This window comes from Lysobacter luteus, from assembly GCF_907164845.1.
GTDB lineage: Bacteria > Pseudomonadota > Gammaproteobacteria > Xanthomonadales > Xanthomonadaceae > Novilysobacter > Novilysobacter luteus.
This window is the reverse complement of sequence record NZ_OU015430.1, coordinates 2,158,225-2,182,449: the sequence shown is the minus strand read 5'-3', so window position 1 is coordinate 2,182,449 and position 24,225 is coordinate 2,158,225. Positions and strand designations below refer to the sequence as shown.

21 protein-coding genes are annotated in these 24,225 nt (G+C 67.9%); 16 read left to right on the top strand and 5 right to left on the bottom strand.

Annotation, left to right across the window (positions count from 1 at the left end):
• Window positions 1-140: 140 nt before the first annotated feature.
• From rpsM to KOD61_RS10210, 7 genes are all read left to right on the top strand, one after another.
• Entirely contained in the window at window positions 141-497 is a 357-nt protein-coding gene (rpsM, locus tag KOD61_RS10240; protein WP_215218585.1) for a 30S ribosomal protein S13, read from the top strand.
• Window positions 498-507: 10 nt separating this feature from the next.
• On the top strand, window positions 508-900 hold the full coding sequence (gene rpsK, locus KOD61_RS10235) for a 30S ribosomal protein S11 (protein WP_215218584.1): 393 nt from the start codon (window positions 508-510) through the stop codon (window positions 898-900).
• Window positions 901-914: 14 nt separating this feature from the next.
• Window positions 915-1,544 carry a 30S ribosomal protein S4 gene (rpsD, locus tag KOD61_RS10230; RefSeq protein WP_215218583.1) on the top strand — a complete coding sequence of 210 codons (630 nt, stop codon included), beginning with the start codon at window positions 915-917 and terminating at the stop codon, window positions 1,542-1,544.
• A gap of 57 nt (window positions 1,545-1,601) precedes the next feature.
• The gene (locus KOD61_RS10225; RefSeq protein ID WP_215218582.1) at window positions 1,602-2,600 is read left to right on the top strand and encodes a DNA-directed RNA polymerase subunit alpha; all 999 of its coding nucleotides are present in this window, start codon (window positions 1,602-1,604) and stop codon (window positions 2,598-2,600) included.
• Between the two features lie 204 nt (window positions 2,601-2,804).
• Window positions 2,805-3,179 (top strand): 50S ribosomal protein L17, encoded by a 375-nt coding sequence (gene rplQ / locus KOD61_RS10220; RefSeq protein WP_215218581.1) that lies wholly within the window; start codon window positions 2,805-2,807, stop codon window positions 3,177-3,179.
• A gap of 142 nt (window positions 3,180-3,321) precedes the next feature.
• Window positions 3,322-3,840: a disulfide bond formation protein B gene (locus KOD61_RS10215; protein WP_215218580.1), complete on the top strand. Its 519-nt coding sequence runs from the start codon at window positions 3,322-3,324 to the stop codon at window positions 3,838-3,840.
• Between the two features lie 87 nt (window positions 3,841-3,927).
• Entirely contained in the window at window positions 3,928-5,316 is a 1,389-nt protein-coding gene (locus tag KOD61_RS10210) for a class II 3-deoxy-7-phosphoheptulonate synthase (RefSeq protein ID WP_215218579.1), read from the top strand.
• A gap of 87 nt (window positions 5,317-5,403) precedes the next feature.
• Here the strand turns inward: KOD61_RS10210 and typA are convergent, their stop codons facing one another.
• Window positions 5,404-7,251, bottom strand: coding sequence for a translational GTPase TypA (gene typA / locus KOD61_RS10205; protein WP_215218578.1), 1,848 nt, complete (start codon window positions 7,249-7,251; stop codon window positions 5,404-5,406).
• 138 nt (window positions 7,252-7,389) lie between these two features.
• Here typA and KOD61_RS10200 point away from each other — a divergent pair, with 138 nt between their 5' ends.
• From KOD61_RS10200 to prpC, 5 genes are all read left to right on the top strand, one after another.
• On the top strand, window positions 7,390-7,890 hold the full coding sequence (locus KOD61_RS10200; protein ID WP_215218577.1) for a peptidylprolyl isomerase: 501 nt from the start codon (window positions 7,390-7,392) through the stop codon (window positions 7,888-7,890).
• A 134-nt stretch (window positions 7,891-8,024) separates the two neighbouring features.
• On the top strand, window positions 8,025-9,230 hold the full coding sequence (locus KOD61_RS10195) for a pyridoxal phosphate-dependent aminotransferase (RefSeq protein ID WP_215218576.1): 1,206 nt from the start codon (window positions 8,025-8,027) through the stop codon (window positions 9,228-9,230).
• Window positions 9,231-9,342: 112 nt separating this feature from the next.
• Window positions 9,343-10,326, top strand: a complete 984-nt coding sequence (locus KOD61_RS10190; RefSeq protein ID WP_215218575.1) for a malate dehydrogenase — start codon at window positions 9,343-9,345, stop codon at window positions 10,324-10,326.
• Between the two features lie 94 nt (window positions 10,327-10,420).
• Complete coding sequence (gene prpB / locus KOD61_RS10185; RefSeq protein ID WP_215218574.1) at window positions 10,421-11,311, top strand: methylisocitrate lyase; 891 nt, start codon at window positions 10,421-10,423, stop codon at window positions 11,309-11,311.
• A gap of 3 nt (window positions 11,312-11,314) precedes the next feature.
• Complete coding sequence (gene prpC, locus KOD61_RS10180; RefSeq protein ID WP_215218573.1) at window positions 11,315-12,463, top strand: bifunctional 2-methylcitrate synthase/citrate synthase; 1,149 nt, start codon at window positions 11,315-11,317, stop codon at window positions 12,461-12,463.
• A 68-nt stretch (window positions 12,464-12,531) separates the two neighbouring features.
• Here prpC and KOD61_RS10175 read toward each other — a convergent pair whose 3' ends face one another.
• The 4 genes from KOD61_RS10175 to KOD61_RS10160 form a co-directional block, all read right to left on the bottom strand.
• Window positions 12,532-13,143, bottom strand: a complete 612-nt coding sequence (locus KOD61_RS10175; RefSeq protein ID WP_215218572.1) for a glutathione binding-like protein — start codon at window positions 13,141-13,143, stop codon at window positions 12,532-12,534.
• A gap of 108 nt (window positions 13,144-13,251) precedes the next feature.
• Window positions 13,252-13,710 (bottom strand): cell wall hydrolase, encoded by a 459-nt coding sequence (locus KOD61_RS10170; protein WP_215218571.1) that lies wholly within the window; start codon window positions 13,708-13,710, stop codon window positions 13,252-13,254.
• A 361-nt stretch (window positions 13,711-14,071) separates the two neighbouring features.
• A complete protein-coding gene (locus KOD61_RS10165; protein ID WP_215218570.1) occupies window positions 14,072-16,123 on the bottom strand; it encodes an NADPH-dependent 2,4-dienoyl-CoA reductase in 2,052 nt (683 codons plus the stop codon).
• Window positions 16,124-16,229: 106 nt separating this feature from the next.
• Window positions 16,230-17,252 (bottom strand): Vgb family protein, encoded by a 1,023-nt coding sequence (locus KOD61_RS10160; RefSeq protein WP_215218569.1) that lies wholly within the window; start codon window positions 17,250-17,252, stop codon window positions 16,230-16,232.
• Between the two features lie 222 nt (window positions 17,253-17,474).
• Between KOD61_RS10160 and acnD the strand changes: the two genes are divergently transcribed.
• From acnD to KOD61_RS10140, 4 genes are all read left to right on the top strand, one after another.
• Window positions 17,475-20,087 carry a Fe/S-dependent 2-methylisocitrate dehydratase AcnD gene (acnD, locus tag KOD61_RS10155; protein WP_215218568.1) on the top strand — a complete coding sequence of 871 codons (2,613 nt, stop codon included), beginning with the start codon at window positions 17,475-17,477 and terminating at the stop codon, window positions 20,085-20,087.
• Window positions 20,088-20,141: 54 nt separating this feature from the next.
• Entirely contained in the window at window positions 20,142-21,350 is a 1,209-nt protein-coding gene (prpF, locus tag KOD61_RS10150) for a 2-methylaconitate cis-trans isomerase PrpF (protein WP_215218567.1), read from the top strand.
• A 59-nt stretch (window positions 21,351-21,409) separates the two neighbouring features.
• Window positions 21,410-22,861 carry a bifunctional 2-methylcitrate dehydratase/aconitate hydratase gene (locus KOD61_RS10145; protein ID WP_215218566.1) on the top strand — a complete coding sequence of 484 codons (1,452 nt, stop codon included), beginning with the start codon at window positions 21,410-21,412 and terminating at the stop codon, window positions 22,859-22,861.
• Between the two features lie 177 nt (window positions 22,862-23,038).
• Window positions 23,039-24,169 (top strand): OmpA family protein, encoded by a 1,131-nt coding sequence (locus tag KOD61_RS10140; protein ID WP_215218565.1) that lies wholly within the window; start codon window positions 23,039-23,041, stop codon window positions 24,167-24,169.
• Window positions 24,170-24,225: the final 56 nt, after the last annotated feature.

The window sequence follows — 24,225 nt, the reverse complement described above, 5'->3', positions numbered from 1 at the left end:
CATGCCGTGGCACGTCGCGCCTTGGCGCGGCGCGCTTCCTATGAACCCGAGACCTTGTTACAATTTCCGATTCACTCTGTCGAGTGTTCCTCCAGCCGGGTTGTCAGGACCCGGCGGCCAAACCAGTTGGAGATCGCGTTATGGCGCGTATTGCGGGCGTCAACCTGCCTGCCCAGAAGCACGTCTGGGTCGGGCTGCAAAGCATCTACGGCATCGGCCGTACCCGTTCCAAGAAGGTCTGCGAGTCGGCCGGCGTCAATTCGTCGACCAAGATCCGCGACCTTTCCGAGCCGGAAGTCGAAGCGCTGCGCGCCGAGATCGGCAAGTTCGTCGTCGAGGGCGACCTCCGCCGCGAAATCGGCATGGCGATCAAGCGTCTGATGGACCTGGGCAGCTACCGCGGCCTGCGTCACCGTCGTGGCCTGCCGCTGCGCGGCCAGCGCACCAAGACCAATGCACGCACCCGCAAGGGTCCGCGCAAGGCCATCAGGAAGTAAGGGGTAGACAATGGCCAAGCCAGCACAAGCCAAGACGAAGAAGAAGATCAAGCGCGTCGTCACCGACGGCATCGCCCACGTCCACGCTTCGTTCAACAACACCATCATCACGATCACCGACCGCCAGGGCAATGCGCTGTCGTGGGCGACTTCGGGTGGCGCGGGTTTCCGCGGCTCGCGCAAGTCGACCCCGTTCGCTGCCCAGGTCGCCGCGGAGAAGGCCGGCAAGGCCGCCCTCGACTACGGCGTGAAGTCGCTGGAAGTGCGCATCAAGGGCCCGGGTCCGGGTCGGGAGTCCGCCGTTCGTTCGCTGAACAACGTCGGCTACAAGATCATCAACATCATCGACGTGACGCCCATCCCGCACAACGGATGCCGCCCGCCGAAGAAGCGTCGCGTCTGAGGAGCTGAAGAACCATGGCTCGTTATATTGGTCCCAAGTGCAAGCTCTCGCGCCGCGAAGGTGTCGACCTCGGCCTGAAGTCGCCGGCCCGGGCGCTTGATTCGAAGTGCAAGCTGGAGCAGAAGCCCGGCCAGCACGGTCCCGTCGCCCGTCGCGGCAAGCTGTCCGATTACGCCAACCAGCTGCGCGAGAAGCAGAAGGTCAAGCGTATCTACGGCCTGCTGGAGCGTCAGTTCCGCAACTACTACAAGAAGGCGGCCGCCAAGCGCGGCAACACGGGCGAGATCCTGCTGCAGCTGCTGGAAACCCGCCTGGATAACGTCGTCTACCGCATGGGCTTCGCGGTGACCCGGCCGGCCGCGCGCCAGCTGGTGTCGCACCGTGGCGTCACCGTCAACGGCAAGCCGGTCAACCTGCCGTCGTACCAGGTCAAGGCCGGCGATGCGGTCGCGCTGTCCGAGCGTGCCCAGAAGCAGCTCCGCGTCCAGGAGTCGCTGACCGTCGCGCAGCAGATGGACCTGTCGCCATCGTGGATCGAAGTCGACTCGAAGAAGTTCGCCGGCGTGTTCAAGGCGGTGCCGGACCGCACCGACCTGCCGGCCGATATCAACGAAGCGTTGATCATCGAGCTCTACTCGAAGTAATCCATCTGTTCTTGAGCTTCCCGGCCCCGGTCGGAAGCTCGCAGGAGACCCCACAACATGACGGTTACCGCCAATCAGGTACTGCGTCCCCGCGGTCCCCAGATCGAACGCCTCGCAGGAAACCGCGCGAAGGTCGTGATCGAGCCGCTCGAGCGCGGCTACGGCCACACCCTCGGCAACGCGCTGCGTCGCGTGCTGCTGTCCTCGATCCCCGGCTTCGCCATCACCGAAGTCGAGATCGACGGCGTGCTGCACGAGTACACCACGGTCGAGGGGCTGCAGGAGGACGTGCTCGAAGTCCTGCTCAACCTCAAGGACGTCGCGATCCGCATGCACACCGGCGAGTCGGCGACGCTCTCGCTGGCCAAGCAGGGTCCCGGCATCGTCACCGCGGCCGATATCAAGACCGACCACAACGTCGAGATCCTCAACGGTGAGCATGTCATCGCCCACCTGACCAAGGACACGGCGCTGAACATGCGGCTCAAGATCGAGCGTGGCTACGGCTACCAGCCGGCCGCCGCGCGTCGCCGCCCCGACGAGGAGACCCGTTCGATCGGCCGCCTGATGCTGGATGCCAGCTTCAGCCCGGTTCGTCGCGTCGCCTACGCCGTCGAAGCCGCCCGCGTCGAGCAGCGCACCGACCTCGACAAGCTCGTGATCGACATCGAGACCAACGGCACGATCGACGCCGAGGAAGCCGTGCGCACCGCCGCCGACATCCTCAGTGACCAGCTGTCGGTGTTTGGCGACTTCACCCACCGCGACCGCGGTGCGGCGAAGCCGGCCAGCAACGGGGTCGACCCGATCCTGCTGCGCCCGATCGACGACCTGGAGCTGACCGTGCGTTCGGCCAACTGCCTCAAGGCCGAGAGCATCTACTACGTCGGCGATCTGATCCAGAAGACCGAAGTCGAACTGCTCAAGACGCCGAACCTCGGCAAGAAGTCGCTCACCGAGATCAAGGAAGTCCTCGCCCAGCGCGGCCTTTCGCTCGGCATGAAGCTCGAGAACTGGCCGCCGGCGGGGATTGCCTCGCACGGCATGATGGGATGAGCCGGTAAGTAACAACACGGATCCCCGCTCCGGCGGGGGTCCGCGCAACGCAGCAGCAGTTGAAACACACGCGTCGATGGGTCTGAAGCCCACGGCGCCGTCGGTCAGGGATGGCCGGCCAGGACCATCCGCAGTCCAAGCCTCCAACGCCATGATGGCGACAACGACGTCCAACAGCTCCAGCATTCATCAGGAATCAGACCCATGCGCCACCAAAAGTCCGGCCGCAAATTCAGCCGCACCAGTGCCCACCGCGATGCGATGTTCTCCAACATGGCCGCGTCGATCATCAAGCACGGTGCCATCCGTACCACCCTGCCCAAGGCCAAGGAGCTGCGTCGCGTTGCCGAGCCGCTGATCACCCTGGCCAAGAAGGACAGCGTCGCCAACCGTCGTCTCGCCTTCTCGCGCCTGCGCGACAAGGAAGCCGTCGGCACGCTGTTCGTCGAACTCGGCCCGCGTTACAGCGAGCGTCCGGGTGGCTACCTGCGCATCCTCAAGTGCGGCTTCCGCGCTGGCGACAATGCGCCGATGGCCTACGTCGAACTGGTTGACCGCCCGCAGGCTGCTGCGGAGTAAGTCTTCCCGGCGGCCGGTGGTTCGCCCCCCGCGGTCGTCGTAAAAGCCCCGGCCATGCCGGGGCTTTTTCGTTCAAGCGGCACCCGCACGCGCGGCGCGGAATGCTTTGCATCGCAGCGTCCGCCCCGTATCTTGTCGCCTCATGACGACCTCGCCCGAAACCACCTTCCGCGCCCGGTTCCTGCTGGGGTTTGCTGCCTGCGTCGCCCTGATTGCCTACGCGTTGTACACGCAGTTCTACGGCGGCCTGCTGCCGTGTCCGCTGTGCATCTTCCAGCGGGTGGCGTTCGCGGCGCTGGGCGTGGTGTTCCTGGTCGGTGGCCTGCACGCGCCTGGGGCGGTGGGGCGACGTGTCTATGGCGTGCTCGCTCTGTTGGTATCGCTGGTCGGAATCGCGGTGGCCGGCAACCACGTGCGGCTGCAGCACCTGCCGCCGGACCAGGTGCCCGCCTGTGGCCCCGGCCTGGACTACATGCTCGACGTGATGCCCGTCAGTGGCGTCATCCGCAAGGTCATGACCGGCTCGGGCGAATGCGCCAACGTCGACTGGGCCTTCCTCGGACTGTCGATGCCAGCGTGGAGCCTGGTCTGGTTCGTGCTGCTGGCGGCGTGGGCGGCCTTCGCCGCGTTCACCCGACGCGGGATGGCTCGACGGCGCTGACCGGGGCTCTGGCAGTCGCGCCCATTGCGCTGCGTGCATGTGGCGCAGATCATGATGGGCTGACATGCAATCCTGATCGAAGTGCCAATGCCAACCCGCGACCGCAACCTGCAACCCGTGAACCTCCCCGCTGACTGGAGCGTCGACTCCTGGCGGGCGCGGCCCGCGGCGCAACTGCCGACCTATCCCGATCCGGTCGAGCTGGAAGCGGTGCTCGGCGAGCTGAAGTCGCTGCCGCCGCTGGTCACGTCGTGGGAGATCCTGGCGCTGCGCCAGCAGCTGGCCGAGGCCCAGGAAGGTAAACGCTTCCTGTTGCAGGGCGGGGACTGCGCCGAGACCTTCGACGCGTGTTCGTCCGAGGTGGTGTCCAACCGGCTCAAGGTCCTGCTGCAGATGAGCCTGGTGCTCGTGCACGGCCTGCGCAAGCCGGTGGTCAGGGTAGGGCGGTTCGCCGGCCAGTACGCCAAGCCGCGCAGCGCCGACACCGAGACGATCGGCGGCCTGACCCTGCCCAGTTACCGCGGCGACATGGTCAACGCGCCCGCGTTCGACGCCGACGCGCGGCGACCGGACCCGCGTCGTATGGTCAAGGCGCACGCGCGCTCGGCGATGACGATGAACTTTGTCCGCGCCCTCATCGACGGTGGCTTTGCCGACCTGCACCACCCGGAGTACTGGGACCTCAATTGGGTTGGCCACTCGCCGCTGGCGGACGAATACCGGGAGATGGTCGAGTCGATCGGCGATGCGGTGCGGTTCATGGAGACGCTCTCGGGCTCGGAGGTGCACAACCTCAACCGGGTCGACTTCTACACCTCGCACGAGGCGTTGCTGCTGCCCTACGAGGCGGCATTGACGCGACAGGTCCCGCGCCACTGGGGCTGGTTCAACCTGGGCACCCACTTCCCCTGGATCGGCATGCGAACGGCCGCGATCGACGGCGCCCACGTCGAGTATTTCCGCGGCATCCGCAATCCGATTGCGCTGAAGGTCGGCCCGTCGGTCAGCGCCGACCAGCTGCTGCGCACGATCGACCTGCTCAACCCCGACGACGAACCGGGGCGCCTGACCTTCATCCACCGGATGGGCGCGGCCGCGATCGCCGAGCGCCTGCCGCCGCTGCTGGAGGCGGTGCGCCGCGACGGCCGCCGCGTGCTGTGGGTGTGCGACCCGATGCACGGCAACACCGAGGGTACCGCCAACGGTTACAAGACCCGCCGGTTCTCCAACATCGGCAGCGAACTGGAGCAGGCCTTCGACCTGCATGCGGCGGCGGGCACGCGGCTGGGTGGCGTGCACCTGGAGCTGACCGGCGAGGATGTCACCGAATGCATGGGTGGTGCCCGCGACCTCACCGAGACCGACCTGGAGCGCGCGTACCGCTCGACCGTCGACCCGCGGTTGAACTACGAGCAGTCGCTGGAAGTGGCGATGTTGATCGTGCGCAAGCAGGCCACGCTGGCGTCTTGCGGCTAGTCCGGACGTGACCCACAAAAAAGCCGCCCGGTTGGGCGGCTTTTTCATGCCTGGCCCCCAGCGACCGGGGTCCAAGCATTGCGTCCGTCAGGCGCCGCGGCTGGCCCGCTTGCGGTCGTTCTCGGTGCGGTGCTTCTTGCGCAGGCGGATCTGCTTGGGCGTGACCTCGACCAGCTCGTCGTCGTCGATGAACTCCAGCGCCTGCTCCAGCGACAGCTTGATCGGCGGGATCAGCCCTTCGTCCTTGTCGGTGCCGGAGGCACGGAAGTTGGTCAGCTGCTTGCCGCGCAGGGCATTGACGGTCAGGTCGTTGTCCTTGGAGTTGATGCCGACGATCTGGCCCTCGTAGATCTCCTCGCCCGGCTCGATAAACAGCCGGCCGCGTTCCTGCATCGCGATCTGCGCGTACGCCGGCGACGGACCGGTGCCGTTGGAGATGAGCACGCCGTTCTGGCGCTGGCCGATCTCGCCCTCCATCTTCGGGGCGTAGTGGTCGAAGACGTGGAACAGCAGGCCGGTGCCGGCAGTCAGCGTGCGGAACTCGGTCTGGAAACCGATCAGGCCACGCGCCGGGATGAGGAACTCCAGTCGCACGCGGCCCTTGCCGTCGGGCTCCATGTTCTGCAGCAGTGCCTTGCGCTCGCCCAGCCGGCCCATCACGCCGCCCTGGAACTGCTCCTCCATGTCCACCACCAGCTGCTCGAACGGCTCCTGCAGCTTGCCGTCGATCTCGCGGATGATCACTTCCGGACGCGACACCGCCAGCTCGTAGCCCTCGCGGCGCATGTTCTCGATCAGGATCGACAGGTGCAGTTCGCCACGGCCGCTGACCTTGAACTTGTCGGCATCGGCCGTGTCCTCGACCTTCAGCGCGACGTTGTGGGCGGTCTCGCGGGTCAGGCGGTCACGCAGCTGGCGCGACGTCAGGAACTTGCCGCCACTGCGGTCCTTGACCCCGGCAAACGGCGAATCGTTGACCTGGAAGGTCATCGAGATGGTCGGCTCGTCGACGGTCAGGACCGGCAGCTGCTCGACCGCGGAGGGGTCGCACAGGGTGTCGGAGATGCCCAGCGGGTCGATGCCGGAGAACGCGATGATGTCGCCGGCGCTGGCCTCTGGCACTTCGATCCGCTCAAGACCCATGAAGCCGAGCACCTGCAGCACCTTGCCGTTGCGGGTCTTGCCCTCGCGGTCGATCACGGTGACCTGCTGGTTGGTCTTGACCTTGCCGCGCTGGATGCGGCCGACGCCGATCATGCCGACGTAGCTGTTGTAGTCCAGCGAGGTCACGCGCATCTGGAACGGGCCGTCGGGGTCGACGTCGGGCGCCGGCACGTGCTGGCAGATGGCTTCGAACAGCGGGGTCATGTCGCCGTCGCGCACGCTCTCGTCCATGCCCGCGTAGCCCTGCAGGCCGGAGGCGTAGACGGTGGTGAAGTCGAGCTGGTCGTCGGTGGCGCCCAGGCGGTCGAACAGGTCGAAGGTCTGGTCCAGCACCCAGCTGGCGCGCGCGCCCGGGCGGTCGACCTTGTTGACCACCACGATCGGCTTGAAGCCCATCGCGAAGGCCTTCTGGGTGACGAAGCGGGTCTGCGGCATCGGCCCGTCCATCGCGTCGACCAGGATCAGGACCGAGTCGACCATCGACAGCACGCGCTCGACCTCGCCGCCGAAGTCGGCGTGCCCGGGGGTGTCGACGATGTTGATGCGCCAGGTCTCGCCGGTCTTCGGGTCGGTCCAGCGGATCGCGGTGTTCTTCGAGAGGATCGTGATGCCACGCTCCTTCTCGATGTCGCCGCTGTCCATCACGCGCTCGGACAGGACCGTGCGCTCGTTGAGGGTGCCGGACTGCTTGAGCAGCTGGTCGACGAGGGTGGTCTTGCCGTGGTCGACGTGGGCGACGATGGCGATGTTGCGCAGGCGTTCGATGGACATGCGGAAGGGCGCCTGGGGCGCGGCTCTTTTTGAAAGGAAGTCGGCCAGTATATAGAAAAGGTCCGCCCGAACGGCGATCGCCTGTCGCTCAGGTATCCTTGGCGGTCGACGCATTCATCTTCCACCGGAGCATCCCCCATGAGCCTGATCGCCACTTTCGACACCGACCGCGGTCCGATCCGCATCCAGATGGAGCCCGAGAAGGCCCCGCTGACCGTGGCCAACTTCGCAAACCTGGCCCAGCGCGGCTTTTACGACGGTCTCAACTTCCACCGCGTGATCAACGATTTCATGGTCCAGGGCGGCTGCCCGCAGGGCACCGGCACCGGCGGTCCGGGCTACCGTTTCGAGGACGAGACCTCCAACGGCCTGTCCCATGACCGCGGCGTGCTCTCGATGGCCAACGCGGGCCCGGGCACCAACGGCAGCCAGTTCTTCATCACCCACGTGCCGTGCCCGTGGTTGAACGGCAAGCACACCGTGTTCGGCAAGGTGCTCGAAGGCATGGACGTGGTCGACAGCATCAAGCAGGGCGACAAGATCAAGTCGGTGAAGCTCGAGGGCGACGTCGATGCAGCCATCGCCGCCAAGGCCGATCGCGTGGCCGACTGGAACAAGACCCTCGACGCCGGCAAGTAAAGCCGTCGCGCGCCCCGACGGGGTACTTTTCGGCCCGGCCACCCTCGGGCCGAATTAGTTTCACGTGGTACCATTTTGCGGCTGACCGGCCGCGGATCGCGGCCATCCGACCACCCCCACCCGAGGTCACCAAGATGCCCCAGCTCGCCCGGCGCATCGGTCGCGCCAAGCCCAGCGCGATCATGCAGATTGCCGAGAAGGCCAAGCGCCTGAAGTCAGAAGGCCGCGACATCATCAGCTTCTCGATCGGCGTTCCGAACTTCCTGCCGGGCGAGCACGTCTACCAGGCCGCCCGCGAGGCGCTGGAGCACGACAGCGGCCAGTACGGCAGCAACCGCGGCGCCGACGCGATGCTCGATGCGTTCCTGCAGCACATCGAAAAGATCGGGCTGACCGGATACACCAGGGCCAACCTCGCCACCGGCGTGGGCGCCAAGCACGTGCTCTACAACCTGGCCGAAGCACTGCTGGACGAGGGCGACACGATCGCCTTCCCGACCCCGTACTGGACCAGCTACCTCGACATCGCCGAGATCGTCGATGCCAAGGTCGACCTGCTTCCGTGCCCGCCGGAGCAGGACTACAAGCTCACCCCGGCCCAGCTCGACGCCGCGCTGGCAAAGAAGCCGCGGGTGTTCCTGTTCAACAACCCGTCCAACCCGACCGGCATGGTCTACGGCAGGGACGAGATCGCGGCACTGGCGGACGTCATCGCCAAGTATCCGGACACCTGGATCATCACCGACGACATCTACAACCGGATGGTGTTCGACGGCGTGGGGTACCACAACTTCGTGCATTGCCGCCCGGAGCTGAAGGACCGCGTGATCTTCGTCGACTCGCTGTCCAAGACCTACGGCATGCCCGGCTGGCGCGTCGGCTTCATGGCCGGCCCGGAAGTGGTGGCCCAGGCCGTGGTGACGATGAACTCCAACCACATCACCAGCCTGCCCGAAGTGGTCAATGCCGCCGCCACCGCCGCGCTGTCCGGCCCGCAGGACGTGCCCGACGCCAAGTGTGCGGAGTTTCAGGCCAAGCGCGACCAGGTCATGGCGGTGATGGACTCGATCCCCGGCGTGGTCTGCCCGCGGCCGCAGGGGGCGTTCTACGTGTTCCCCGACATCAGCTGCGCGTTCGGCAAGACCCATGGGCCGACCGGCAAGGTGGTCGGCAACGACGTCGAGTTCTGCAGCGTGCTGCTGGAGGCCAAGGGTGTTGCCTGCGTGCCGGGCTCGGCATTCGGCGAGCCGCGCGCACTGCGCATCAGCTACACCTGCCCGACGCCACAGCTGGCGCCCGGCATCGAACGCTTCAAGGAATTCTTCAGCGAGCTGAGCTGAAGCCGGCGCCCCGTCCGGCCACTGGCCGCCGGGGCTGCCTTCGCATCACGGCCGCTCGCGGCGATCCGCCGCGAACGACGATCCAACCGCCACACGTTCCCGGAGATCGACCATGAAATCCCCCGTCCGCGTTGCCGTTACCGGCGCTGCCGGCCAGATCGGCTATTCCCTGCTGTTCCGTATCGCCTCCGGCGAGATGCTCGGCAAGGACCAGCCGGTGATCCTGCAGATGCTCGAGCTGCCGATGGAGAAGGCTCAGGCCGCGCTCAAGGGCGTGATGATGGAGCTGGAGGACTGTGCGTTCCCGCTGCTGGCCGGCATGGTCGGCACCGACGACGCCGAAGTCGCGTTCAAGGACGCCGACATCGCCCTGCTGGTCGGCGCGCGTCCGCGCGGCCCGGGCATGGAGCGCAAGGACCTGCTGCTGGAGAACGCCAAGATCTTCACCGCCCAGGGCGCCGCGCTGAACAAGGTCGCCAGCCGCGACGTCAAGGTGCTGGTGGTCGGCAACCCGGCCAATACCAATGCCTACATCGCCATGAAGTCCGCCCCGGAACTGAAGGCGAAGAACTTCACCGCGATGCTGCGGCTGGACCACAACCGCGCCCTGAGCCAGCTGGCCAACAAGGCGGACGTTGCGGTGGGCGACATCAAGAAGCTGGTGGTGTGGGGCAACCACAGCCCGACCATGTATCCCGACTACCGCTTCGCGACCGTCAACGGCGCGTCGCTGAAGGACAAGGTCAACGACGCCGACTGGAACGCCAACGAGTTCATCCCCAAGGTCGGCAAGCGCGGCGCGGCGATCATCGAGGCGCGCGGCCTGTCGTCGGCGGCGTCGGCGGCCAACGCCGCGATCGACCACATCCGCGACTGGGTGCTGGGCAGCAACGGCGACTGGGTGACCATGGGCGTGCCGTCCGACGGCAGCTACGGCATCCCGGAAGGCATCATCTACGGCGTGCCGGTGACCACCGAGAACGGCGAGTACACCCGCGTGCAGGGCCTGGAGATCGATGAGTTCAGCCGCAAGGCGATGGACAAGACCCTGGCCGAGCTCGAGGAAGAGCGCGAGGGCGTGGCCCACCTGCTGTAACCCTGCGAAGGCGGCCCCGGTCGCCTTCGTGCTTTTCCAGACCGCCGTGCCGCCAGGAACTGCCGGCTGACGCGGCGTCTACCGAGAGACTGCGATGTCATACGTTTCCAACGGCGCCCGCTTCCGCGAAGCGGTGGAGTCCGAATCACCGCTGCAGGTCATGGGCGCGATCACCGCCTATGCCGGCCTGATGGCAAAGCGCACCGGCTACAGGGCGCTGTACCTGTCGGGTGGCGGCGTGGCCGCCAACTCGCTGGGCATGCCCGACCTGGGCATCAGCACGATGGAGGACGTCCTGACCGACGCGCGCCGCATCGTCGACGCCACCGGCATGCCGCTGCTGGTCGACATCGATACCGGCTGGGGCGGGGCATTCAACATCGGCCGCACCATCCGCAACTTCGAGCGCATCGGCGTTGCCGCGGTGCACATGGAGGACCAGGTCGGCCAGAAGCGCTGCGGCCACCGCCCCGGCAAGGAAGTGGTGAGCAGGGGCGAGATGGTCGACCGGGTCAAGGCCGCGGTTGATGCGCGCACCGACGACGGCTTCGTGATCATGGCGCGGACCGACGCCGCCGCGGTCGAGGGGATCGACGCGGCCATCGAGCGTGCGGTGGCCTACGTCGAGGCGGGCGCCGACATGATCTTCCCGGAGGCGATGAGGTCGCTCGACGACTACCGCAAGTTCAAGGCGGCGGTGAAGGTGCCGATCCTGGCCAACCTGACCGAGTTCGGTTCGACGCCTTTCTTCACCACCGACGAGCTGCGCGAGGCCAACGTCGACATTGCGCTGTACTGCTGCGGCGCGTACCGGGCGATGAACAAGGCCGCGTTGCACTTCTACGAGACGGTGCGCCGCGAGGGCACCCAGAAGAACATCATCGACACGCTGCAGACGCGCGCCGAGCTGTACGACTTCCTCGGCTACCACACGTACGAAGACAAACTCGACGCGCTGTTCGCGCAGCAGCAGGACAAGGAATAAGCCATGAGTGACAACAACACCCTGCCCAAGCCCAAGAAGTCGGTCGCCCTGTCGGGCACCGCGGCCGGCAACACCGCGCTGTGCACCGTCGGCCGCAGCGGCAACGACCTGCACTACCGCGGCTACGACATCAAGGACCTGGCCACCCGGTCCACGTTCGAGGAGGTGGCGCACCTGCTCGTGCACGGCGCGCTGCCGACCCGAGCCCAGCTGGACGCCTACCGGACCAAGCTGCGTCGCCTGCGCGGCCTTCCGGCGATCGTCACCGAGGCGCTGGAACTGGTGCCCGCCAACGCCCACCCCATGGACGTGCTACGGACCGGCTGCTCGGTGCTCGGCACCGTGCTGCCCGAGCGCGACGGCCACCCGGCCAGCGAGGCGCGCGACATCGCCGACCGACTGATCGCGTCCTTCGGCTCGATGCTGTTGTACTGGTGGCACTTCACCCGCAACGGTCGCCGCATCGATGTCGAGACCGACGACGACAGCGTGGCCGCGCACTTCCTGCACCTGCTGCATGGCGAGCCGCCGAGCGTCCTGCACGCCGATTCGCTCGACAAGTCGCTGGTGCTGTACGCCGAGCACGAGTTCAACGCATCGACGTTTACCGCGCGCGTGATCGCCGGCACCGGCTCGGACCTGCATTCGTGCCTGACCGGCGCCATCGGCGCGCTGCGTGGGCCCAAGCACGGTGGTGCGAATGAGGTGGCGATGGACATCATCAGCCGCTACGCGACCGCCGACGAGGCCGAGGCCGACATCCGTGTGCGGATGGAGCGCAAGGAAATCGTGATCGGCTTCGGCCATCCGGTGTACACGGTCGGCGACCCGCGCAACCCGATCATCAAAGAGATCAGCCGCAAGCTCTGCAGCGACGGCGGCAACCAGGTGCTGTTCGATGTCAGCGAGCGCATCGAGAACCTGATGATGGACACCAAGAAGATGTTCCCGAACCTCGACTGGTACAGCGCCAGCGCGTACCACATGATGGGCATCCCGACCCCGCTGTTCACACCGCTGTTCGTGATCGCCCGCACCACCGGCTGGAGCGCGCACGTGATCGAGCAGCGCGAGGACGGCAAGATCATCCGCCCGAGCGCCAATTACACCGGGCCGGAAGACCGCGAGTACGTGCCGATCGAAAACCGCTGAGCGGTACCGCAGCAACGAAAAGGCCGCGCAATTGCGCGGCCTTTTTTGTGGACGGGGGGGAAGGAGGATTACGCCAGCCCTTCGGCCTCCAGCGCGGCACGCACGCCCGGGTCGGCATCCATTCGTGACTTGAACGCATTGACGTTGTCGAGCCCCGAGAGGTCGATGCCCAGCCGGCTCGCCCAGCGCAAGGTCACGTAGAAGTAGGGATCGGCGACGCTGCGGAACCCGGCCAGCCAGTCGCGGCCCGCCAGCTGGCGGTCGGCGGCCTCGTACAGGCCGCGCAGGCGGGTGCGCGCCGCGTCCTGCACGCTGGCGTGCTCGGCCTGGTCGGGATGGAACTTGCCGGGCGCGAACAGTGGGGTAAAGGCCGGATGCACGTCGGAGTTGACGAACGACAGCCACCGCACCGCCTGCGCACGCTGCCGCGCGCTGCCATCGCCCGCGAGGCCGGCGTCGGGGAAGCTGTCGGCGATGTAGCCCATGATCGCGGCATTCTGGGTCAGCACGAAGTCGCCATCCACCACGGCCGGGACGGCGCCGGTGGGATTGATCGCGCGGTACTCCGGCGATTTCATCGTCTCCGCGTCCAAGACTTCCACCTCGAACGTTCCACCGGTCCATTGCAGTGCGATGTGGTCGGCGGTCGAGCAGGCGCCTGGCTTGGTATACAGCTTCATGCGTGCCTCCGTAGCGATTGCGTGTCGTCAAACGACGACGGGCCGGCATTGTCGCCGACCCGTCGGGGATACTCGCGCACGTTGTCGCAACGCTGCGTTACGGCACGGTCAGGACCCGCGCGGGGCGAGGTTCTGCACCTTCAGGAAGGTGTGGTCACCGATCTTCGCGACCTGGTAGGCGTTGCGCCAGCTTGGGCTGGCGATCGCCAGCGCGGCGAAGTGGCTTGCGCCCGGTACGATCTCCTGGCGCTCGCCCGGCGGCAGCTGCCAGTTGCGCTGGGCCTCCAGTGCGACCGTCACCGACGCGGCCCACGCCTCGGTGTTGCTCAGCCGGGTGTTGGGCGAGACCAGGGTCGGGGCGAACTGCTTGCGGGCCGTCACGACCTCACAGACGCTGTCTCCCCACAGGCCGCTGTCGCGGCGGCGCAGGGCGACCTCGGCGACCGCCTGCTGGCCCTGCACGGACTGGTTGCGGGCTTCCAGGTACAGCGTGGTGCTCAAACACAGCGAATCGGCGGTTTGCGGTGGCAGCACCGAGGCCAGCCACAGGATCCACGCGAGTTTCATGTCGTACTCCTTGCTCCGTTGCGCCGGCCGCACTCGGGGGGCCGCACCTCGGGCGAGGGCGGGGAACCACGTGGGCGAACGGCATGGCGTACTGGGGAGGGCGGCGGCTCTCTGGCGCGCTTTGCCCCGTCACCGGGGACCGCAGAAGGCGGCTCGGTGGTGGGTGGCCGCGGTGGGCGGCTGGAAAAGTTGGCGCAAGGTAGCGGCGGCTAGATAAACGGGGTGTGAACAGACGCGCTTGACAAGCGGCGACGAAATTCCGTCCGTTTCGTGATGTGGGGCACGAAAACCTGCCTGTTCAGGTAGTTACGGGAGCTGTCCGGGGCCGTCGCGCCGTTAAGCGTATTCAGGTTTCGTCCACCTAGAGGGCCGCGCCGACCTCGCTGCCCTGGCGGATGGCCCGCTTTGCGTCGAGTTCGGCCGCCATGTCGGCGCCACCGATGACCGTCGTGGGGATTCCGGCGCCCACCAGCTCGGCCTGCAGCGGGCGGAACGGCTCCTGCCCGGCGCACACCACCACGTGGTCCACCGGCAGGACCTGCTCCACGCCGTCGCGCCGGATGTGCAGGCCCGCGTCGTCCACTTTGAGGTATTCCACGCCCGCCCAGGTCTGCACACCGCGCTTGCGGAGGGTGGCGCGGTGGATCCAGCCGGTGGTCTTGCCCAGCCGGGCGCCGGGTTTGCCCTCGCTTCGCTGCAACAGCCAGACCTCCCGCGCGGGCGCCTCGGCCCGGGCGGGCACCAGCCCGCCGCGGGCGTCGGTGTAACCCGTATCCACGCCCCATTCGGCGTGCCAGCGGGCCACATCAAGTGCCTGCGAGGGGCCCGATTCGACCAGGAACTCGGCGACGTCGAACCCGATGCCGCCGGCGCCGATGATCGCCACCCGTTGCCCGACCACGACTGCTCCGGTCAGTACGTCGCGGTAACCGACCACCTTGCGATGGCCTGCGCCGGGGAAGGTCACCGCGCGTGGGGTGACGCCGGTGGCCAGCACCACGTGATCGAAACCCGCCAGCGCGGCGGCGTCGGCCCGCGTGCCCAGGCGCAGTTCGACCCCGGTGCGGCGGAGGCGGTCATCGAAATAGCGCACGGTTTCGTTGAACTCCTCCTTGCCGGGGATCCGGCGGGCGAGGTTGAACTGCCCGCCGATGGCGTCGGCGGCCTCGAACAGGGTGACCCGGTGCCCACGCTCGGCGGCGACGGTCGCACTGGCCAGCCCCGCCGGGCCGGCACCGACCACCGCGACGCGCCGTGGCGACGAGCTGGGCAGGTAGGCCAGCTCGGTCTCGTGGCAGGCGCGCGGGTTGACCAGGCAACTGGCCGTGCGGTTCTCGAAGACATGGTCCAGGCAGGCCTGGTTGCAGGCGATGCAGGTGTTGATCTCGACCGCCCGCGCCTCGCGCGCCTTGGCCACCCACGCCGGGTCGGCCAGCAGCGGACGGGCCATCGAGACTATGTCGGCGGCGCCGGAGGCGAGGATGCCTTCGGCGACGTCGGGCATGTTGATGCGGTTGGTCGCCACCAGCGGTACCGACACTTCCGGCTTCAGCCGCGCGGTGACACCGGCGAACGCACCGCGCGGCACCGAGGTCGCGATCGTCGGCACCCGGGCCTCGTGCCAGCCGATGCCGGTGTTGATGATGGTCGCACCGGCGGCCTCGACCGCGCGCGCCTGCTGAACCACTTCGTCCCATGCCAGTCCACCCTCGACCAGGTCGATCATCGACAACCGGTAGATGAGAATGAAATCCGGCCCGCAGGCTTCGCGGATGCGGCGCACGATCTCCACCGCGAACCGCATCCGCCGCGTCGCATCGCCACCGAACGCGTCCTCGCGGCGGTTGGTGCGCGGTGCGGTGAACTGGTTGAGCAGGTAGCCCTCCGAGCCCATCACCTCGACCCCGTCATAGCCGGCGTCCCGCGCCAGCCGGGCGGTATTGGCGAACGCGCGGATCTGGCGTTCGATCCCGCGCGCGCCCAGCGCCCGCGGCGTGAAGGGATGGATCGGTGACTTCAATCGGCTTGGGGCGACCTGCAGCGGGTGGTAGCCGTAGCGCCCCGCGTGGAGGATCTGCAGGCAGATCCGGCTGCCGTGCGCGTGCACGGCATCGGTGACCTGGCGGTGGCGGCCGACCTGCCAGCGCCACGCCAGGCTGCCGCCGAACGGCTTGAGCCAGCCCGTGATGTTGGGCGAGAAGCCGCCGGTGACCATCAATCCGACGCCGCCCGCCGCGCGCTCGCCGAAGTACGCCGCCAGCCGCGGGAAGTCGCGCGCGTGGTCTTCCAGTCCGGTGTGCATCGACCCCATCAGCACCCGGTTGGGCAGGGTGCAGAAGCCCAGGTCGAGCGGTGCGAACAGGTGCGGGTACAGCGGGTGACGCGGGGACGCGTCGGGGGCGGTGACCGTCATTCGGGAATACGCGTGCGTATGGAAGTGGCCACGATGCCGCGATCAGCAGGCCCGCACAAGCCGCGAGGCGGGTGCCGGGTGCCGCGCCGCGGCGGTACCCGTCCGATCAGTCCGGCACGCGCGCGCGTGCCAACCGATTCGTATCGGTACCGAACCATAGGCTCCGGGTATTCGGGTCGAACACCATGTGGCGCACCGAGCGGCCGCCACTGGGGATCGCGGTCGCGGGCAGGAACTTGCCGCTGGCCGGGTCGAACCCCTGCAGCAGGTTCGGCTGCGGGCCGGTTTCCACGAACCACACCCGGTCCCGGTCGTCGGTCGTCATCGCGTACGGGCCGGAACGGTCGGAAGGCGTCTTCCACTCCTCGAACACGCCGTCGGCCGGGTCGTAGGCGCCGATGTAGCCCTGGGTGAAGTCGCCGTACCAGACCCGGCCGTCGTCGGTCAGGCCGACCCGGCGCAACCGCGCCTGTGCGCGCGGCAGCTCGATCTCCTTCAGGTCATAGGTTTCCGGCGTGACCGTCGCCAGGCGGTTGCTGCCCAGCAGCACGGCCCAGGCGCGGCCGTCGTCGTCCGCCAGGATGCCGTAGGGCAGGGCGCCCCTGGTCGGCACCGGGATGACGCGGATGGCGCCGCTGTCCATGTCGATCCGGCCGATCGCGTTGCCCCGCTGCATGGTGAACCAGATGCCGCCGCGGCCATCGAAAGCGAAGGTGTGCGGGTCGCGGGTGTCGACGCCGGGAGTCTCCGGCACCGGGTAAGTAGTGAATTCGCCGCTGCCGGGGTCGAATTTCAGGATCGTGCCGTTGCCGTTGCCGGCAATCCACGGGAAGCCATCGCGGTCCACCACCACGGTGTGTGGCTTGGTCCCGGCGGGCAGGTCGTGGCGGTCGAAGGCCTCGGCTTGCGGATCGAACACTGCCAGGTAGTTGCCCAGCTGGCCGACGAACCAGATGCGTCCATCGGGGGCGACCGCGGGGTCGCGCGGCCGGGTATCGGGCCAGGGAACCTGCCATTCCCGGATCTGGACGGCGGGTCCGGCCTGGGCGGAGGCCACCGCCGGCGCGGCCCCCAGCAACAGGGCGAGCAGGGCCAACAATGCGATGCGCGAAAAGACCGGACGGTTCACGGCAACTCCTCACCTGGGCGAAGGCGTTCCCAGCATATACGCCCGCCCACGGCCAATGCCGGCGGGCCTGCGCGCCCGCGGATGCCCCCACGTCGGGCGGGTGCGATAATTGCGGCACTTCGTTTCCGCGGCACCGACCCTTCCAGCCGCTCGGCGGTCCCCTCGTGCGGGGCGTCGAGTGCACCGCCGCGTCACCGCATCACGCAAGAGATCCCCGACCGCATGAACACCGCATACCGCAAGCCGCTGCCAGGCACTGCGCTGGACCATTTCGACACCCGCGCCGCCGTCGAGGCGATCAAGCCCGGCGCCTACGACACGCTGCCGTACACCTCGCGCGTGCATGCGGAGAACCTGGTACGGCGCGCGGATCCGTCGATGCTGACCGCTTACCTGACCCAGCTGATCGAGCGTCGGCGTGACCTGGACTTCCCGTGGTTCCCGGCCCGGGTGGTCTGCCACGACATCCTCGGCCAGACCGCGCTGGTCGACCTGGCCGGATTGCGCGACGCCATTGCCCGGCGCGGCGGCGACCCGTCGCAGGTCAACCCGGTGGTGCCGACGCAGCTGATCGTCGACCACTCGCTGGCGGTGGAAGCACCCGGGTTCGACAAGGATGCGTTCGCCAAGAACCGTGCGATCGAGGACCGTCGCAACTTCGACCGCTTCCACTTCATCAACTGGACGAAGAAGGCGTTCCGCAACGTCGACGTGATCCCGCCGGGCAACGGGATCATGCATCAGATCAACCTGGAGCGGATGTCGCCGGTGGTGCATGCGCGCGACGGCGTGGCGTTCCCGGACACGCTGGTCGGCACCGACAGCCACACCCCGCACGTGGATGCGCTGGGCGTGATCGCGGTCGGTGTCGGCGGGCTGGAGGCGGAGAGCGTGATGCTGGGCCGCGCATCGTGGATGCGACTGCCGGAGATCGTCGGCGTCGAGCTGACCGGCAGGCCGCAACCCGGCATCACCGCCACCGACATCGTGCTGGCGCTGACCGAGTTCCTGCGGCAGTCGAAGGTGGTCGGTGCCTACCTGGAGTTCCGCGGCGAGGGCGCATCGGCGCTCACCCTCGGCGACCGCGCCACCATCTCCAACATGGCGCCGGAGTATGGCGCGACCGCGGCGATGTTCTTCATCGACGACAACACCATCGACTACCTGCGCCTGACCGGGCGCGACGACGCGCAGGTCAAGCTGGTCGAGACGTATGCAAAGCACACCGGCCTGTGGGCCGACGCACTGGCCACCGCGCAGTACGAGCGCACGCTGACGTTTGACCTGTCGGGCGTGGTGCGCAACATGGCCGGCCCGTCCAACCCGCACCGCCGACTGCCGACTTCGGCACTGGCGGAGCGCGGCATCGCCGGCAACCTCGACGCCGCGCGCGCCGAGGAAGCGCAGGGCCTGATCCCCGATGGCGCGGTGATCATCGCGGCGATCACCAGCTGCACCAACACCAGCAACCCGCGCAACGTCATCGCCGCCGGCCTGATCGCGCGCAATGCCAATGCCCGCGGGCTCACGCGCAAGCCGTGGGTCAAGACCTCGCTCGCGCCCGGCTCGAAGGCGGTGCAGCTGTACCTCGAGGACTCGGGCCTGCTGCCGGAGCTGGAGCAGCTGGGCTTCGGCATCGTCGGCTTCGCCTGCACCACCTGCAACGGCATGAGCGGCGCGCTGGACCCGGTCATCCAGAAGGAAGTGGTCGAACGCGACCTCTATACGACCGCCGTGCTGTCGGGCAACCGCAACTTCGACGGCCGCATCCATCCGTACGCCAAGCAGGCGTTCCTCGCTTCGCCGCCGCTGGTGGTCGCCTACGCGATCGCCGGCACCGTGCGCTTCGACATCGAGAAGGACGTGCTCGGCAACGATGCGCAGGGCAACCCGGTCACGCTCAAGGACATCTGGCCGACCGACGAGGAGATCGACGCGATCGTGGCGACCAGCGTCAAGCCCGAGCAGTTCCGGCAGGTCTACGAGCCGATGTTCCGGGTCAGCGTCGAGCATGGCGAGAAGGTCAGCCCGCTGTACGACTGGCGCCCGCAGAGCACCTACATCCGCAGCCCACCCTATTGGGAGGGCGGTCTGGCGGGCGAGCGCACGCTGCGCGGGATGCGTCCGCTGGCGGTGCTCGGCGACAACATCACCACCGACCACCTGTCGCCTTCGAACGCGATCCTGGCGACGAGCGCGGCCGGCGAGTACCTGGCAAAGATGGGCCTGCCCGAGGAGGACTTCAATTCCTACGCGACCCACCGTGGCGACCACCTGACCGCGCAGCGCGCCACCTTCGCCAACCCGAAGCTGCTCAACGAGATGGTGCGCGACGAGGCCGGCAACGTGAAGCAGGGCTCGCTCGCGCGGATCGAGCCGGAGGGCACGGTCACCCGCATGTGGGAGGCGATCGAGGCCTACATGGAGCGTCGCCAGCCGCTGATCATCATCGCCGGCGCCGACTACGGCCAGGGCAGCTCGCGCGACTGGGCCGCCAAGGGCGTGCGGCTGGCCGGCGTGGAGGCGATCGCGGCCGAGGGCTTCGAGCGCATCCACCGCACCAACCTGATCGGCATGGGCGTGCTGCCGCTGGAGTTCCTGCCGGGCACCGACCGCAACACGCTCGGGATCGACGGCACCGAAACCTTCGACGTCACGGGCACCCCGGCGCCGCGCGCGACGCTGACGCTGGTGGTCCACCGCCGCGACGGCGAGCGGCTTGATGTGCCGGTGACCTGCCGCCTCGACACCGCCGAGGAAGTGTCGATCTACGAAGCGGGCGGCGTGCTTCAGCGCTTCGCCAACGACTTCTTCGAAGCGGCCAAGGTGGCATAACCCGCCACCGCTCCTCGACCCCTCTATCAGCAGAACCGATCGCCAGGAATTCCAATGCCGCAGACCCACGCCCCGCAACTCAGGATCCCCGCCACCTACATGCGCGGCGGCACCAGCAAGGGCGTGTTCTTCCGCCTGCAGGACCTACCTGCCGCCGCGCAGGTGCCGGGTGCGGTGCGCGACGCGCTGCTGATGCGGGTGATCGGTTCGCCCGATCCGTATGGCAAGCACACCGACGGCATGGGCGGGGCGACATCGAGCACCAGCAAGTGCGTGATCGTGTCGACGGCCACCGTGCCCGACCACGACGTCGACTACCTGTACGGCCAGGTTTCGATCGACCAGCCGTTCGTCGACTGGAGTGGCAATTGCGGCAACCTCAGCGCGGCGGTCGGGCCGTTCGCCATCAGCGCCGGGCTGGTCGACCCCGGGCGTGTGCCGCGCGACGGCATCGCCACCGTGCGGATCTGGCAGGCCAACATCGGCAAGACCATCGTCGCCCACGTGCCGATGACCGGCGGCCAGGTGCAGGAAACCGGTGACTTCGAGCTCGACGGCGTGACCTTCCCGGCGGCGGAGATCGAGCTGGAATTCCTCGACCCCGCCGACGAAGGCGAGGGCGCGGGACCATCCAACGGCATCTTCCCCACCGGCCAGCTGGTCGACGACCTCGAGGTGCCCGGCGTGGGCACCTTCAAGGCAACCATGATCAACGCGGGTATCCCGACGATCTTCCTCAACGCGGCCGACCTGGGCTACACCGGCACCGAGCTGCAGGACGCCATCAATGGCGACCCGCAGGCCCTGGCGAACTTCGAGGCGATCCGCGCGCACGGCGCTGTCCGCATGGGCCTGATTGATTCCGTCGAACAGGCCGCCACCCGCCAGCACACGCCGAAGGTCGCATTCGTCGCGCCGCCGGCCGACCACGTCTCCTCCAGCGGCAAGGCCATCGGTGCCGGCGACGTCGACCTGCTGGTTCGCGCGTTGTCGATGGGCAAACTGCACCACGCGATGATGGGGACCGCCGCGGTCGCGATCGGTACCGCCGCGTCCATCCAGGGCACGCTGGTGCATGCCGCGGCCGGCGGTGGCCCGCGCGACGCTGTGCGGTTCGGTCATCCTTCCGGCACCCTGCGCGTCGGCGCGGGAGCGGTCGAAGTCGACGGGCGCTGGACGGTCACCCGCGCGGTGATGAGCCGCAGCGCACGGGTGCTGATGGACGGTGCGGTGCGCGTCCCGGCAGACACCGTGCAGGGCTGATCACGGGGGGCGCCTGCAGGCGGCACAATGGGCGATGCCTCTCACCTGGAGGAAGCGCCATGAGCCCGCACGACCGCCGTTCCGCCGCCCGTCCCGAGCCGGACGGGCCGATGCTCGACGTCGCCCGCTATGTCGCCGGTTACACCGTCGACTCCCGCGAGGCCTTTGATACCGCCCGCTATATGTTGCTGGACTCGCTGGCCTGCGCCGCCTTGGCGATGGACCACGAGGCCTGCGTGCGCCACCTCGGCCCGCTGGTGCCCGGTGCGGACATGAAGGGCGGCGCGCGGGTTCCATTCACCCACCACGAGCTCGACCCGGTGCAGGCCGCCTACAACATCGGCGTGCAGGTCCGCTGGCTCGACTTCAACGACACCTGGCTGGCGGCGGAGTGGGGCCATCCCTCCGACAACCTCGGTGCCATCCTGGCCGTGGCCGACTACCTGGGCCGGCGCGCCGAGGCTGACGGCGGCACCCCGATGACCGTGCGCGACGTGCTCGGCTACGCCATCAAGGCGCACGAGATCCAGGGCTGCTACGCGCTCAGGAATTCCTTCAACCGGGCCGGACTGGACCACGTGATCCTGGTCAGGCTCGCCTCGACCGCCGTCGCCACGCGGATGCTCGGCGGCGACGTGGAGGCGATCTGGACCGCGGTCTCGCACAGCTGGATCGACAACGGCACGCTGCGGACGTACCGGCACGCCCCCAACACCGGCCCGCGCAAGAGCTGGGCCGCCGGCGACGCCTGTCGTCGCGCCGTCACCCACGCGCTGAATGCGGTCGACGGCGTGGTCGGCTACCCCAGCGCGCTCTCCGCGCCGACCTGGGGCTTCTACGACGTCGCCTTCAATGGCCAGCCGTTCGAGTTCGAACGCCCGTTCGGCAGCTACGTGATGGAGAACATTCTGTTCAAGATCAGCTTCCCGGCCGAGTTCCACGCCCAGACGGCGGTCGAGTGCGCGATGCGCCTGCATCCGCAGGTCAAAGAACGCATCGACGACATCGAGCGCATCGAGATCCGCACCCAGGAGGCGGGCATGCGCATCATCGACAAGACCGGTCCGCTGTCCAACTACGCCGACCGCGACCACTGTCTGCAGTACATGGTCGCCGTGCCGCTGCTGCTTGGCCGCCTCGAGGCCGCTGACTACACCGACGCCATCGCCGCCGACCCGCGTATCGATGCCCTGCGGGCGAAGATGGTGGTCAGCGAGAATCCGCGTTTCACCCGCGACTACTTCGATCCGGACAAACGCTATATCGGCAATTCGGTGCAGGTGTTCTTCCGCGACGGCACCGATACCGGCGAAGTCTCGATCGATTATCCGATCGGTCACCGCAAGCGGCGCGCGGAGGGGATACCGGTGCTCATGCAAAAATTCGAGCGGGCCATTCGCGGCCGCCTGCCTGCCGCCCGCGCCGATCGTTTGATGGCGCTTGCGAACGACCCGCAGGCATTGGAGTCGCTGGCGGTGACGGAGTTTATGGGGCTGTTCCGGCCTGAATGATCCCTGAGGGAAATCCCTCCCTCGGGGAACTCCCCGGAATGTTAGGCCGGAGTTAACATGATCTTCACGGACCCAAACCTAACCTCCGCACCGATGGCGTCCTCCAGGCGACCGTCCCCCCAACGGTAAGGATCTCGCAGACGCGGTTTCCAATTGAACTTGAACAAGGAGATACAAATGAATAAGAAACTCCTCTGCGCCGCCCTGCTGGGTGGTCTGTCGATGGTCGGCACGGCCAGCGCGCAGGAATTCGACGATCGCTGGTATGTCACCGGTACCGCCGGCATGAATATCCAGGACAACGATCGCGGCACCCGCAACGCGCCGTTCGGTGCGATCGGCGTCGGCAAGTTCATCAACCCCTACTGGTCCGTCGACGGTGAGCTGAACTACCAGAACCCGCAGGCCGACCGTAACCAGGACCTGAACTGGAGCCAGTACGGCATCTCGTTCGACGTCCGTCGCCACTTCATCGCCGAGGGTCGTGCCTGGAACCCGTACGTGGTGATGGGCCTGGGCTACCAGCGCGCGGAAGAAGAGTTCGACCCGAGCAACCCGCTTCTGCCGGCGCGGTTCGAGCGCAACGGCGCCCCGAGCGAGCGTGAGGACGGCACCGTTGCCGGCAAGCTCGGCTTCGGCGTGCAGGGTGACGTCGGTCGCGTCGCGATCCGTACCGAGCTGGCCTACCGCATCGACGCGGACGACGACAGCGTCGGCGCGTTCCTGAGCGACGACGTGCCGCGCGACGACGGCGCCGACTGGTTCGGCGACGTGCTGGCCTCGGTCGGCGTGGTCGTGCCGCTGGGTCCGGAGCCGATGGCCCCGGTCGCCCCGGCCCCGGTCGCCCCGAGCTGCGCGGACCTGGACGACGACGGTGACGGCGTCAACAACTGCGACGACAAGTGCCCGGGTTCGCAGGCCGGCCAGACCATCGGTCCTGACGGTTGCCCGGTGCCGGTCTCGATCGACCTGAAGGGCGTGAACTTCGACTTCGACAAGTCGACCCTGCGTCCGGACGCGGTTGCGATCCTGAGCGAGGCGGTGCAGATCCTGCAGCGTTACCCGGACCTGCGCGTCGAGGTTGCCGGCCACACCGACCTGTGCGGTTCGGACGCCTACAACCAGTCGCTGTCGGAGCGTCGCGCCACCGCGGTGTACGACTACCTGACCAGCAACGGCGTTGACGCGTCGCGCCTGGCCGGTCCGAACGGCTACGGCGAGAGCCGTCCGCTGGTTTCGACTCCGCAGACCCTGCCGGAGTGCAAGAACGAGACCAACCGCCGTACCGAGCTCAACGCGCAGAACTGAGCGCACGAGCCCGCGGGCCACTGACGTGGCCCGGTGTCACCCGAAGCCCGGCCTTG